The sequence below is a fragment of the Dyella psychrodurans genome, from assembly GCF_003363265.1.
In the GTDB taxonomy this organism is placed as follows: Bacteria; Pseudomonadota; Gammaproteobacteria; order Xanthomonadales; family Rhodanobacteraceae; genus Dyella_B; species Dyella_B psychrodurans.
Map to the genome: position 1 here is coordinate 145826 of NZ_QRBF01000002.1, position 13855 is coordinate 159680.

9 protein-coding genes are annotated in these 13855 nt (G+C 60.7%); 3 read left to right on the forward strand and 6 right to left on the reverse strand.

Translation table 11 applies throughout. The annotated features are described in order from the left end of the window. Positions 1–359: 359 nt before the first annotated feature. From DWU99_RS06975 to DWU99_RS06990, 4 genes are all read right to left on the reverse strand, one after another. Positions 360–1154 (reverse strand): aldose 1-epimerase, encoded by a 795-nt coding sequence (locus DWU99_RS06975; RefSeq protein ID WP_233510942.1) that lies wholly within the window; start codon positions 1152–1154, stop codon positions 360–362. A gap of 43 nt (positions 1155–1197) precedes the next feature. Next, positions 1198–2214, reverse strand: coding sequence for a glycoside hydrolase family 43 protein (locus DWU99_RS06980; protein ID WP_115477311.1), 1017 nt, complete (start codon positions 2212–2214; stop codon positions 1198–1200). 32 nt (positions 2215–2246) lie between these two features. Then, positions 2247–3731 carry an MFS transporter gene (locus tag DWU99_RS06985; RefSeq protein WP_115477312.1) on the reverse strand — a complete coding sequence of 495 codons (1485 nt, stop codon included), beginning with the start codon at positions 3729–3731 and terminating at the stop codon, positions 2247–2249. Positions 3732–3858: 127 nt separating this feature from the next. Next, entirely contained in the window at positions 3859–6756 is a 2898-nt protein-coding gene (locus tag DWU99_RS06990; RefSeq protein ID WP_115477313.1) for a TonB-dependent receptor, read from the reverse strand. A gap of 387 nt (positions 6757–7143) precedes the next feature. Between DWU99_RS06990 and DWU99_RS06995 the strand changes: the two genes are divergently transcribed. From DWU99_RS06995 to uxaC, 3 genes are all read left to right on the forward strand, one after another. Next, positions 7144–8463 (forward strand): MFS transporter, encoded by a 1320-nt coding sequence (locus DWU99_RS06995; RefSeq protein WP_115477314.1) that lies wholly within the window; start codon positions 7144–7146, stop codon positions 8461–8463. Positions 8464–8467: 4 nt separating this feature from the next. After that, positions 8468–9487, forward strand: coding sequence for an endo-1,4-beta-xylanase (locus DWU99_RS07000; RefSeq protein ID WP_115477315.1), 1020 nt, complete (start codon positions 8468–8470; stop codon positions 9485–9487). Between the two features lie 61 nt (positions 9488–9548). Beyond that, positions 9549–10973 carry a glucuronate isomerase gene (gene uxaC, locus DWU99_RS07005; protein ID WP_115477316.1) on the forward strand — a complete coding sequence of 475 codons (1425 nt, stop codon included), beginning with the start codon at positions 9549–9551 and terminating at the stop codon, positions 10971–10973. Between the two features lie 344 nt (positions 10974–11317). Here uxaC and DWU99_RS07010 read toward each other — a convergent pair whose 3' ends face one another. Next, a complete protein-coding gene (locus tag DWU99_RS07010) occupies positions 11318–12808 on the reverse strand; it encodes a mannitol dehydrogenase family protein (protein ID WP_115477317.1) in 1491 nt (496 codons plus the stop codon). After that, positions 12808–13851, reverse strand: coding sequence for a sugar kinase (locus tag DWU99_RS07015; protein WP_115477318.1), 1044 nt, complete (start codon positions 13849–13851; stop codon positions 12808–12810). The genes DWU99_RS07010 and DWU99_RS07015 overlap by 1 nt, the downstream gene beginning before the upstream one ends. Between the last annotated feature and the right edge of the window lie 4 nt (positions 13852–13855).

The following is a 13855-nucleotide window of genomic DNA, read 5'->3' on the forward strand; positions in this document are numbered from 1 at the left end:
ATGGCGCGGCGGTGAAGTAGAAGAAATGCACCATGGCGGGGGCACGAGGATGTGCGGGTGCCGTATGATCGAACGTAACCATCATTGACTTCCTATCAGTTGGTGGTGGCCAGCGGATCGTTTGGGTTGCCTCCCAGGCGATCCGCGCTACTTCACATCATGTCGGGCGTGTCGCTTTCATCGAAAGGGATGGGCACGCCCGACTAACGCACCTTCGCATGAAGTGCGTCGTGCGATCTGTCGGGTCCGAATGATTTGATGCGTTGGCGAATGCCTACGCGAGCCATGCGAATTCACGGCTCGTCCGGGCTATCTTCGCGATATGCGTGTAGGCGACACGTCTTGTGTCGGCTGCGGTGTTACGACATCCACTCCAGTTCAAACCAGGCCGACAACGTCGAGCCGGGCGAAAAGCTTTGCGTGGGTGCCAGGTTGAACGCATCAGGTGGTCCGGACTGCGGTTCGATGCATGTGGCGTGGTCTGTCTCGTCGTAAACCACCCAGTGATCGCAATTGGACGTAAGCCGAATGCGTTGTCCCTCGCGATGGATAAACACGGGCTTGTCGTTGAGGAAGCAGTCGTCCCACGGTCCTTGGGGTGGATCGATCAGAGGAAGCGTGGCGATGCCCTCGGCATCGCGCGGATACATGCGCGTGGGCGCAAACTCGACTCGATCGGGTTTGCGAAACCAAGGATGCCATCCGATAGAGGCCGGCATGGGTTGTTCGCCGGCGGTCAGCGACAACGTCATCCGCAATCGGTCCTGGCTCACTTCGATGCGCTGCCGCGCAACGCCGCCGAAGGGCCAGCTTTCGTCCTCCGGCAATGGCAGCGAGAGATCCACGTGCGTGGGTGAGTGAGCATCGATCCACCAAGGCATGCCGAAGGCAAAGCCGTGGATCGCGTGGCTGCCGAAATTGAGGGGCAGTTGGTAATCGCGTCCGCGAAAGTGAAACCGGCCGTGCCGTATGCGGCCCGCCCAGGGCAGCATCGGGTAGCTTCCCCACGCGATCATCGCTTCGTTGCCTTCGTCGTGACCGACGAGCCAGGCGACGTGATCGCAGGTGATCTGCGCGATGCGGCCGCCCGCGGAAGGGGCGATGTCGACTGCCAGCATGCCGTAGGCGATGCGAACGAGCGGTCCGGGAGACATGGGACTTTGCGCGTCGTGGCAAGCCAAGTCCATCGAGTTGACGTTACTTTCCATAGGGAGCGATGGTCAGGATCTTGCCGTGTTCGTCGTAATGCAACTCGGTCATTTTCATCGAGCGCAGGTGCGTGACGCCGCCGGACAAAATCGAGTCGTGATAGAAGAGGTACCACTTGCCGGCGAAGGCGCAGATGGAGTGATGCGTCGTCCAGCCGACGACCTCCGTCATGATCTTTCCCTGGTAGGTGAACGGGCCATAGGGATTGTCGCCCGTTGCGTAGCACAGAAAGTGCGTATCGCCGGTGGAGTAGGACAGGTAATACTTGCCCTGGTACTTGTGCATCCACGGGCCTTCGAAATAGCGGCGATCGTGATCGCTAGCCAATAGCGGTCTACCGTGTTCGTCGAGGATGACGACTTCGCGCGGTGTTTCGGCGAATTGCTTCATGTCCTCGCTGAGCTTCGCGACGCGCGGTCCCAGCGCGGGCTGGTCGGCGAGAGGTTCTTCGTGGGTTTCGGCGTAGGTGTTTTTGCGGTATTTCTGCAACTGGCCGCCCCAGATGCCGCCGAAGTACATGTAGTACGCATCATCGTCGTCCTGATGCACGGCCGGGTCGATGGAATAGCTACCGCGAATGGCTTCAGGTTCGGGTGTGAACGGGCCTTCGGGGCGATCCGCGACAGCCGTGCCGATCTGAAAAATGCCGTTGGCGCGTTTGGCCGGAAAATAAAGGTAGTAACGTCCGCCTTTGCATGCGGCGTCCGGCGCCCACATTTGCCGTTCGGCCCATGGCACGTCTTTCACGTGCAGGGCAACGCCGCAGTCCACGGCGTCACTGTCCGGCGAAGCCATGCGGAAGACGTGATAGTCCTCCATGCAGAAATGATCGCCGTTGTCGTTGAACGGCACGCCGCCGTCGATATCGTGCGAGGGATAAATGTAGATGGCGCCGTCGAATACGTGCGCCGACGGATCGGCGGTGTAGACATGGGTGACCAGCGGCTTGGAGATCGCGCGGGCGGCCAGCGCTTGCAGATCGGTTTCTACCGTTTCATCGGACATTGCGAGTAAACCATTCGGGATTGCTTTCGATATCAGGAAGCCATGCTGGCTTGAAGCCTGCGCGCGTCGAGTTCGTGTTCGATGCGCAGCTCCATCGGTTTGTCGATGCCGTAGAGGAACATCAACACCACGGCCGCAAGGAAGGGCAACGAGCACAGCACGCTCACGGTGAGATGGATGCCATGGACCGCATCGGCCGACTGCGTCGCTGCGTCGGGTTGGTAACCGTAGAAGGCGAGGATGCCGGCCACGAGCGCGCCGCCGACACTCAATCCCACTTTCAGCCCGCAAAGCATGGCGGAGAAGATGATGGCGGTGGCGCGGCGTTGGTTCTTCCATTCGGAATAATCCGCTACGTCGGCGATCATCGCCCACAGCAGCGGAATGGTGATGCCGTAGAAGAAGCCGTGGAAGACGTACGAGAGGACGACCAGGCCGACGGCATCTGGCGAATAGAAATAGAAGGCCAGCAGAAAAAGCGTAGAGGCGAACAGTGCGCCGCCGAACACGTCCCGCTTGCCGAAGTGATCGGCCAGCCGCTTGGAAAAGCCGATGCCGACGATCATGAAGATGATGCCAAGGGCGTTGAACAGGCTGAAGGCAGATGTGGGTGCATCTTTCGGCCACTGGAAATCGGTGAGGCCGATGCCGACAAGTACCTTGTTCAATCCGGCAATGAGGCTATTGAAGCCGATGTGCTGGAGAAACGCGGCGAGCTGCGTTTCGCTCATGTAGTACTTGAAGTAATAGATGTACATCCCGCCCTTCAGGGCGAGATTGATGAACAGCAGCACGGTGACCGACAGCATGATCTGCCACGGCCGGTTCCGCGCCAGATCGGCGAGATCATCGCGAACGCTGGATGTTTGCTCGCGCGTCGGTACGATGCGTTCCTTCGTCGTGAAGAACGTGATCAGGAAGAACACCATGCCGACGATGGCGAACATCGTCATCGTGTTGTGAAAGCCGCGCGCCTTGTCGCCGTTGCCGAGAATCAGCACCAGCGGAAGCAGCAGCACCTGGATGATGAACTGCGCCACCATCACCGCCACGAAGCGATACGACGACAGGCTGTTGCGCTCCGCCATGCTGCCGGTGAGCACGCCGCTCAAGGCGGAGTAGGGCAGGTTGTTGGCGACGTAGACGAGCACGAGCAGCGAATACGTCGCCAGCGCATAGGTCACCTTTCCCTGCTCGCCCAGTGAGGGGGTGCTGAAAGCGAGCAGGGAAAGGGCGCCAAAGGGAACGGCCGTCCACAGTATCCAGGGACGAAACTTGCCCCAGCGCGTGTGGGTGCGGTCGGCGATCAACCCGATGATGGGCGTGAAGACGAAGGCACCGAGTATGCCCACGCTAAAGATGATGGTGGCCGCCGTCGCCGCGGGAATCCGGAAGACGTCGGTATAGAAGAAGGCGAGAAACGTCACCAGCGTCTGAAAAATCAGATTCGCGGAAAGATCGCCGAGGCTGTAGCCGATTTTCTCCACGACCGGGAGTCTTTGAGAGGTACTGTTCATCGCTCGATCGTTGCTTCCGCAGGACGTGGAGGGTATCGCGTACGGCCGCTGGCCGCACACGATACGGTGCGGCCCACCCGGCAGGGACAACCGGGTGGGCCGCTGGGGCCTTACTCGTTACTGACGATCAGAAGCTGCCACGGATACCCAGCATGACCGTGAAGCCCGGCGTGTAGTAGGTATACGCCGCGTTGGAGTAGGTGAACGTGGTGCGCAGATCCGCCTTGGTCATGTTGATGGCGTCCAGCGTGATCATCGGCTTCGACGGCAGATGGACAAACTGATAGCTCGCGCCCATGTCGAGCTGGCCGCGCGCATCGGTCTTGATCTGGCCGAACGGCAGGCCGTTCTGGTCCGCCGAGGAACTGATCTGGGCCGCATTCCACACATACGACAGGCGGAGCGTCGTGTTGTAGCCCTCCCAGTAGCCCGTGAGGTTATAGGTATGCGGTGAAATGCCGACGGCCTGCGCGGGTACGCCGGGGCCGATGTTTCTCTGCGAGACGACGGTGTAGTTCGCCTGGACGCCGAGACCCTTGAAGACGAAATCCAGCGGCTGCACCCAGGTCAGCTCCGCACCTTTGATGAAGAGCGTGCCATTGGCATTGACCTGCTGGGTCACCTGCACCATCGCCGCGTTGGGGCCGCCGCGCAGTTGCAGCGATTGCTGTTGCGTCGAGGTCAGGTCGGCGTAGGGCACACCCAGTGCCGTGAAAGGAATCAGGTTGGTGCCGTTGACGGTAAAGCCGGTGATGCGCTTGCCGAACAGATCCAGGCCTACATAGCCCTCGTTGCCGGTGTACCACTCGCCGCCGAAATCGAGGTTGGTGGACAGATACGGAGCCAGCTTCGGATTGCCTTCGCTGGCGATTTCCGCCGCGGGGTCGCTGAAGTTGAGGCCCGGCACCATCGCACTGGGGTCGGGACGCGTCATCGAGCGCGAGGCCGCCAGGCGCAGGATGATGTCGTCGGTGGCGTTATACGCGGCGTTGAACGACGGCAGGTAGTAACCGTAGTTGTGCTTGAGCGTCACTTCTTCCGTCTGGCCGTTGAGCGTGACCGGACCGGAGACGGTCTGGTCGGTGTATGCATGGCGAACGCCGCCGTTGAGGCGCAGGCTGTTGCCCCACAGGTCGAACTTGCCGTTGCCCTCGATATACCAGGCCCAGGTGCTTTCTTCGATGTCGCCGGAGCTGGCGCCCGTGGCGGCAGCCGACGCCAGCGGCGCGATGGACTCGTAGTAGGGATAGTTGGTGGCCGCCATCAGCGAGGGGTAGTTCATCGCGATGAAACCGCCCGGCCCGGGCGAGAGGTAGGCAGGCAGTCCCGATGTGGGGACGGCTGTTTCGCCGAAGTTCTGCCAGGCGGACGTATCGACATAGGCCTTGATCTGACGCGCGATGTCGTCGTACGCCACGCCGACCTTGACGTTGTTCTCGTCGTCGCCGAGTTGCAGATCTTCGCGCGTGCCCTTGTTGGCGGTGACGCGCGTTTCGTTGTCGACGTTCAGGCGGTACCAGGTCCAGCCCGCGTTGGGATTATTGAGATCAACGCTGGATGTGATGCTCGGGAAGCTGCCGCCGGTGTTGTTGTAGGTCACCGTCGTCTTCGGCGACATCACCGCGAGCGTCGGTTGTTCGTTCATGTACCAGCTGCGCTGCGAGTAGCCCTGGAAGTCGAGCTTGATGTTGTCGTTGTCGCCGAACAGCAGTTCGCCGCCCGGATTGACGTTGTAGAAATGCACGTGTTCTACGTACGGGCGTTCTTCCAGGAAGTACTGCGCATTGGCGAAGGTGGCGTTGGTCACCACGTCGTTCTGGTCCACCTGCATGTTGGTCGGGATCATCTGGCCGCTGCGGCCGACCAGGTCCATGTCCGCGCGATTGAAATCGCGCTCCTGCTTGGAGAACAGCGTGTCGAGGTAGAAATGCGCCCGCTCATCCGGGCGGAACTCGAAGGACATGAGGGCCGACTGGTGATCGTTCGTGCCCTGGATGTACGCGTCGCGCGCCAGGCGCGGAATGAGGGCGTTGGCAATCTGCGACGTGCTCAGCCCCGGATTGTGGGCCAGCAACCAGGCGTTATCGATCGTCTGCCCCGGGATCAATCCTGCGCCGGCACCGGCCGGAACGGTGGACGGGATCGACCAGCTGCCGGCGCCCGGACTGCACGAACCCGACGCAATGCCGCATTGGGCGGCGGTCAGGTGCGGCGTGGTCCAGCCGATGGTCTCGAAGCCGCGCACGTCATAGTCGCTGCGCGATCCCGTCAAGCCGATCAGTGCGCCGAAGGTGTTGTCCTTGTTGGTCCAACTGCCGATGAGGGCGCCGCGCGGTTTTACGTTGCTGCCGATCGAGTTGTAGGTGCTCTGCGCCGAATAGGTGAGATGCGTGCCCGGATTGTCGAACGGGCGCGTGGTGCGCATGTCGACCACGCCGGCGATGCCGCCTTCGGTCATGTCGGCCTGCGGCGTCTTGTTCACCGTCAACTGCGTGAAGAACTCGGTGGGCAGCAGATCGAGGTCGACTTCGCGGTTCTGGTTTTGCGAATCCAGCGAACCGGAAGAGGCGACCGAGATCTGGTCGCCATTGAGCAGGATCTTGGTGAAGTCGGTGCCCAGGCCGCGAACCTGGATGTTCATGCCTTCGCCGTCCACGTCGCGCGAAATCTGCACGCCGGGAATGCGGTTCAGCGATTCGGCGATATTGGTGTCCGGAAACTTGCCGATGTCTTCGGCGTATACCGTGTCGACAACGTTGGTTGCGTCACGCTTGGCCTCGGTCGAAAACTGGATACTGCTGCGATAGCCGCCGTTGACGTTGACGGCGCCGAGCTGTTTGACCGGCGGTTTCGCAGGTTGATTGGCGCTTGGTCCCTGCGCATTCGCTTGTGATTGTGCCGGCGTCTGGCTTTGCGCTGGTGCCGGGGATTGTGATTGATCTTGTGCCTGTGCGATGCCTGCCACACCCAACAAAGCAAGCATCAATGCGTGCGATAGCACGGTTCTCGCAAATGGAATCTGCACCTAACTCCCCTCCCGATATTGCTATGACTTGGCTGTGCCCATCGCATATGGCGGACACCCCCTTGATAGAGCGGCCGCTAAAGCAGCTTCTTGGCCCCGGTCAAGAAAGGTAGCGCTAACATTTTGTCCGCGCACGCTGCAGGGCAGCATAAGATTGCCAAGCCTTCGAAGTGGCGTAAAAGCAGGCAAATTTGCGCAGGAACGTAAGGTTGGGGAGGTGCCTCAAGTGGGTCAGCGAGTCTGGATGGCGCTCGGAATTGCGAGTATGTTAGTGATAGCGCTAACAAGAGACGTCGTTTAGTCGTCCTGGCGTCTAGCCCTGGCGGGCGCAAATTTTCATCACGGCTAAGGGGCGACTTTGGTGTCAGCCGGCGATCTGGGTTTGATATGAATGATTTGAACGAACGGGTAGGGGCGCCACGACTGACTGCAAAGCTCGGCACGTACCGTTGGCGTGTCTGTGCGATGTTGCTCGCGGCCACCACCATCAACTACATCGATCGCCAGGTGCTTGGCGTGCTCGCGCCCTTTCTGCAGGGAAAAATGGGCTGGAGCGAACTCGATTACAGCTACATCGTCACGGCGTTTCAGGCCGCGTATGCGATAGGCCTGCTGTGCACGGGTGCCATCATCGACCGATTCGGCACGCGCATCGGTTACGCGCTCGCCATTGGCGTGTGGAGCGTTGCTGCGATGGGGCACTCGCTCGCCGTGGGCGTTGCGAGTTTTGCCGTTGCGCGATTTGCGCTTGGCTTGGGAGAGTCCGGTAATTTTCCGGCGGCGGTTAAAGCAGTTGCCGAATGGTTTCCGCAGCGGGAGCGCGCGCTGGCAGCGGGCATTTTCAATTCGGGCTCGAATATCGGCGCCATCGTTGCGCCGGCGCTGGTTCCCATTGTCGCGTTACGCCTCGGGTGGCAGGCGGCTTTCCTTTTCACCGGCGTGCTGAGCGCCACATGGGTCATCATTTGGTTGCTCACCTATCGCACGCCGGATAACCAGCCCAAGTTATCCGCGGCCGAAAGGGACTACATCGGTCGCGAGCCGCTTGCGGCGACTGTGCGCATTCCATGGTCGCAATTGCTTCGCTATCGCCAGGCTTGGGCGCTGGTTGCCGCCAAGTTCATCACCGATCCCATCTGGTGGTTTTTCCTCTTCTGGCTGCCCAAATTCCTGCACGCCGAATATGGCCTCTCCCTGTTGGGACTGGGGGCGCCGCTTATCGCGATCTTCCTGCTGGCCGACGTCGGCAGCGTCGCAGGCGGCTGGTTTGCGGGCCGCTTGATCCGGCGCGGCTGGAGCGTCAACCGGGCGCGCAAGGGCACCATGTTGCTCTGCGCATTGTTGATCGTTCCAGTCGTGTTCGCCGCGAAGGCCAATCACTTGTGGCTGGCCGTGGCCCTCATCGGATTGGCGACGGCCGGGCATCAGGGCTGGTCTGCCAACGTCTATACCTTGGCCTCGGACATGTTTCCGCGCCACGCGGTCGCTTCCGTCGTGGGCATCGGCGGGTTTGCCGGAGCCGTGGGAGGCATGTTGATTTCCACGACGATAGGTCTCTTGTTGCAATTCACGGGGAGCTATCTGCCGGTGTTTTTCATGGCGGGCTCGGCCTATTTGATCGCGCTTGTTGTGGTTCAAGCGTTGGTTCCACGATTGGAGCCGGCGCGCTTGGAGGCCTTTTCAATGATTCCCGATACGACGGAGTAAAACAGTGCGATTCGCAACCCTCACCGTGTTTCTGCTCGTTTCGCTCGGCTTGCATGCGCAGGATGTACCGCTCGCGCAGGGACAGCAAAAGTTCCTCGGCAGCGCTTACAGCGTCACGCAGGCGCCGGGCTTTGCTGACTACTGGAACAAGGTCACGCCGGAGAATGCAGGCAAATGGGGAAGCGTGGAGCCTGTGCGCGGCCAGTTGGACTGGGCGGGGCTAGACCAGGCCTATCATTTTGCGAAATCGCACGGCTTTCCATTCCAGATGCACAACCTTGTGTGGGGTAACCAGCAGCCGGATTGGATCAGGCACCTGCCGCCCGACGAGCAGCGCCGCGAGATCGAAAAGTGGTTCGCTGCCGTGGCGGCGCGTTATCCGGATATCGACTATATCGATGTAGTGAACGAAGCCCTGAACAATCCGCCTGACAAGCATCGCAAAGGCGGTGGCGATTACCTGCAGGCGCTCGGTGGCAGCGGGACGAGTGGCTGGGATTGGGTCATCAACGCTTATCGCATGGCGCGGCATTATTTTCCGCATGCCAAGTTGCTGATCAACGACTTCAATATCACCAACAGCGACAAAAATACCCGGCGCTATCTCCAGATCATCGCTCTGTTGCAAAAGGAACATCTGGTCGACGGGATTGGTGTGCAGGAACACGCTTTCGAAACAAAGCCGAACGTGCCTATGTCCGTGCATCGTGCCAATCTCGATCGGCTGGCTGCGACGGGTTTGCCCATCTATATCTCGGAGTTCGACATCGACGGGCCTACGGATGCGCAGCAGTTGAAGGAATACCAGCGTGTTTTCCCGGTGTTCTGGAGCAACCCGGACGTGAAAGGCATCACGCTATGGGGTTTCCGGCCGGGTTTGTGGCGAAACCAGCAACGTGCCTATCTGATTCGCGCCGATGGCAGCGAGCGTCCCGCGATGCGCTGGCTGCGCGAGTATGTGCGTGGGGTAAACCCTCCCGCAGTCGCCGAATCACATCTTCAAGCGCATGATGGGTCTCGGTGACAAGCTGAAGCCGTCTCGCCGACTCCCTGCACAACACCCTGAAAGAAACCTATTTCAAGACATGAATACCGGAACCCATGCCCTGACGCTGCACGAAGATCGTCTTTTCCCCGTCGACGCCGTGCAGCGCGCGATAGCCAGACGCCTGTACGCGAACGTCGCCAAGCTGCCGATCGTCAGCCCTCACGGCCATACCGATCCGGCCTGGTTCGCGGAGAACAAACCGTTCGCGAATGCGACGGAGCTTTTGCTTGTTCCGGATCACTACGTATTTCGCATGCTCTACAGCCAGGGCGTGTCGCTGGATGCGCTCGGTATTCCGCACCAGGATGGTTCGCGCGCCGCCGTCGATCCGCGCGAAGCATGGCGGCTTTTTGCAAGGAACTTTCATTGGTTCCGCGGCACGCCATCGTCCATGTGGCTCAATCATGTGTTTCACGACGTATTCGGTCTGCGCGTCAGGCTGGACGCAACAACGGCCGACCTTTACTACGATCACATCAACGATGCCTTGCAGCGGGCCGAATTCCTCCCGCGTGCGCTGTTCGAGCGTTTCAATATCGAATTGATTGCTACGACCGAGTCGCCGCTGGATGCACTCCAACATCACGCGGCGATCCGCCAGAGTGGATGGCAGGGACGCGTCATTACCGCGTACCGGCCCGATCCCGTGGTTGATCCCGAGCACGAGCAGTTTCCGTCTGCCTTGCAGCGCTTCGGCGAACTGACAGGGGAAGATGTCTACACCTGGAACGGCTATCTGTGGGCACACCGCCAGCGTCGCGCATTCTTTGCGCAGGCGGGCGCCACTTCCACCGATCATGGACATCCGACCGCAGCGACGGCCGATCTCTCGCGTGCCGAAGCCAGCAAGCTGTTCGACAAAGTGGTACGCGGCCAAGCCACCGCCGAGGATGCCGAGCTGTTCCGGGCGCAGGTACTCACCGAAATGGCTGCGATGAGCCTGGACGATGGCTTGGTGATGCAGATCCATCCTGGATGCTTCCGCAATCACAACCGCGAGTTGTTCAAGCAATTCGGGCGCGACAAAGGTGCGGACATCCCGCTGCGCACCGAGTACGTCAACGCGCTGAAGCCGCTGCTGGATCGCTTCGGCAACGAGCCCAATTTCAAGCTGATCCTGTTTACCCTGGACGAGAGCACGTATAGCCGCGAACTTGCACCGCTGGCAGGCCACTATCCGGCATTGTTCCTCGGGCCGGCATGGTGGTTCCACGATGCGCCAGAAGGCATGTGGCGCTTCCGCGAATGGACGTTGAGCAGCGCTGGGTTCTACAACACGGTCGGCTTCAACGACGACACCCGCGCATTCCTATCGATCCCGGCGCGTCACGATGTGGCTCGCCGCGTCGATTGCGCGTTCCTCGCCAAATTGGTGGCCGAGCATCGTCTCGATGAAGATGAAGCGATGGAACTCGCCGTGGATCTTGCTTATAACCTTCCGAAGAAAGCCTACAAACTCTAAGAGCACCTGACAAAATGATCGCGTAAGGTTAAAAGCAAGCCGGGCAATTCACACTCCCTCCCATGCGTGCAGCAGGGGCAGGGGTGGATGAAGTCTTTAGCGAAGCAAGAGCATTACCCCCTCCCAACCTCCCCCCTGCTTCGAAGGGGGGAGGAGCAGCGTGAGGCCCGTGCGAATGAAAGCTTGGTAACGCGGTCTTTTACGACACGATAGTCCTCAATGACGACACACGCGGATTCATGTCGACCACCGCGCACTATCACGTCATACGGCTCGCCATATCGACCAGACCAGCAGATTTGCGGCGGTCGGCAGGCGTTTGTGTCCCATCGCCGATGGTCCCCTTAAGCGTTCAATGCCATGGTCAGTGCGCGTGCGACCGAGGCAGGCGAGCCATCGTCCAACGCGGCATACGCCGCCCGCAGCGCATGCACGAAGGCCGCGTCCTCGGACAGCGGTGCAAACACGTTGTCGAGTTTCAGGAATGCATCCACATCGGCCTGTGCATCGCCAGTGCATGAACGGCCGATGGCGGAAAGCGCATCATCGAGCGGGTCGACAAGTGCGACACCGTTATGCGCCTGCCTGCGCACGAACTGCATCCAGCCTGCGATGGGCAGGCACAACATGTCGATGGGTTGCCCGATGGCTCGCGCATCGGCAATCGTGCTCAGCAATCGAACGGGAAGCTTCTGCGATCCATCCCAAGCAATTTGCAGAAGCCGATGGCGAATGGCCGGGTTGCGGAAGCGTTCGAGGATGGCGGCAATGTAGGCAGAGGCGTCGAGATTGCCGGGTAGCGCGATGGCCGGGGCAATGGCCTTGCGCATCAAGTGCTCCACAAAGCTTGCCAGCAACGGTTCGTCCATGGCGTCGGCAACGGTCTCGATGTTCATGAGCGAACCCAGATACGCCAGGGTCGAATGGGCGCCGTTGAGAAAGCGAAGCTTGGCGCGGTCGTAGCCGGCGATGTCATGGCTCATCGTGACGCCGACGCGCTCGAACGGCGGACGATCGTTGCAGAAACGATCCTCGATCACCCACTGGGAGTATGTCTCGCGTTGGATCGGCCACGCATCCGTGTAGCCAAGTTCGCCGTTGATGCGATCGCGCAGCGCATCGTCGGTAGCCGGCGTGATGCTGTCGACCATCGAGCATGGAAACGCGACCTTGGCTTCGATCCAGTCGGCCAGTCGCGGGTCGATGCGCTGCGCATATTGCAGCACGGCGCGGCGCAGGCGGTGGCCGTTATCGGCCAGGTTGTCGCAGCTGAGCACCGTATAGGGAATGAGCCCCTGCCGTCGGCGGCTACGCAGGCCGGCAACGATGTAGCCGATGGCGCTGCGCGGCGATTCCGGCGAAGCGAAGTCGTGCACGATATCCGGATGCGTGACGTCGAGATTGTCACCCGTCAGGCAATAACCTTTTTCGGTGATGGTCAGCGTCACCAGGCACACGGCGGGGTCGGCCAGCCGCGTCAGTACGGCGGCCTGTTCGTCGCGGGCGCAAAGCAGTTCACGGATCGAGCCGATCACGCGTAACCGCGTTTGCTGGCCCAATAGCAGGAGTGTGTACAGGCCATCCTGCGGCGTCAGTGCCTGGCTTACCTCCGCACTGTGCAGGGAGACGCCGCAAATGGCCCAGTCCGGGCGATCCGCAAGAAGGTCATCGATGTAGACCGCCTGATGTGCCCGATGGAATGCGCCGATACCTATGTGCACGATACCAATGCGCGTGCGACCCGTTTCATAGGCCGGCTTGATGACGGATGCGGGCAAACTGGCCAGTGACCATTCCGACAGGCGATTCGCGTGATTCGAGGTGGTGCTCGCCATCAACGTTTCACCTCGAAGCCGCTTTGTGTCAGGAACGCAAGCATGTCCGCCTCGCGCATGGTGTTCACATCGCCAGGAATCGAATGCTTCAGGCATGTGGCTGCCATCGCGAAATCGAGCGCGGCTTGCTCGGGCATGTTCAGAAAAAGGCCATGCAACAAACCGGCGGCAAAGGCATCGCCGCCGCCGATTCGATCGACGATGTCCGTCAAGGTGTATGTGGTGCTTGTCAGTACACGCTCGCGCGTGGCGAGAAAGCCTGCGATATCCTGGTCGTCGACGTTGCGATGAAAGCGCTCCGTAGCAGCCAGGCGACGAAGACGGGGCCATTGCGCAAACGCAGCGTCCGCGGCGGCACGGAAGCGTTCGGCGGCCTCCGGGGCTGGGAAATCCGTATCCAGCATCAACGCAACATCGCGATCATTGCCGAACATCAGGTCGGCTTCGCTGACGATTTCGCGCAACAAGGCAGGCGCCTGCGAAACGCGCGATCCCCACAATTTGCTGCGGTAATTGCAGTCGAACGAGATCGACAGACCCGCTTCGCGAGCCGCGCGAACAGCATCAAGGGCAGCTTGTGCCGTGGATTCGCCGAGAGCGAGATTGATTCCCGACACATGCAGCCATTGGGCGCCGGCAAGTAGGCGAGGCCAATCGTAGGTGCTGGCCGGTGCGCGCGCGAAGACCGAATCCGAACGATCGTAGAGCACTTCGGAAGGGCGATGCATGGCACCCGGCGAGAGAAAGTAGAGCCCCATGCGCCCGGCGGCGACATGCAGGTTCCTGGTATCCACACCATGACGGCGCAGTTCGCCTGCGCAAGCGTGGCCGAGGACGTTGTCCGGCAGCGCGCTGACCATCACGCTATCGTGACCGAGAATAGCCAGCGAAGCGGCGACGTTGGCCTCCGCGCCGCCAAAGCGTGCATCGAAGCGTGGCGATTGCAGCGGCAGTTCGTTCCCCGGCGGCGACAGGCGCATCAACAGCTCGCCGAAGCAGACGATGCGGCAATGGGCGGCGGTGGTATGTGGTTCGTTGCGCATTCCG

Bases quoted from the DNA above. Each gene is read 5' to 3' on its own strand.
- DWU99_RS06985 (WP_115477312.1), bottom strand. From the start codon at position 3,731: ATGAACAGTACCTCTCAAAGACTCCCGGTCGTGGAGAAAATCGGCTAC.
- DWU99_RS06995 (WP_115477314.1), top strand. From the start codon at position 7,144: ATGAATGATTTGAACGAACGGGTAGGGGCGCCACGACTGACTGCAAAG.
- DWU99_RS06980 (WP_115477311.1), bottom strand. From the start codon at position 2,214: ATGTCCGATGAAACGGTAGAAACCGATCTGCAAGCGCTGGCCGCCCGC.
- DWU99_RS06975 (WP_233510942.1), bottom strand. From the start codon at position 1,154: ATGTCTCCCGGACCGCTCGTTCGCATCGCCTACGGCATGCTGGCAGTC.
- DWU99_RS07010 (WP_115477317.1), bottom strand. From the start codon at position 12,808: ATGGCGAGCACCACCTCGAATCACGCGAATCGCCTGTCGGAATGGTCA.
- DWU99_RS07015 (WP_115477318.1), bottom strand. From the start codon at position 13,851: ATGCGCAACGAACCACATACCACCGCCGCCCATTGCCGCATCGTCTGC.
- uxaC (WP_115477316.1), top strand. From the start codon at position 9,549: ATGAATACCGGAACCCATGCCCTGACGCTGCACGAAGATCGTCTTTTC.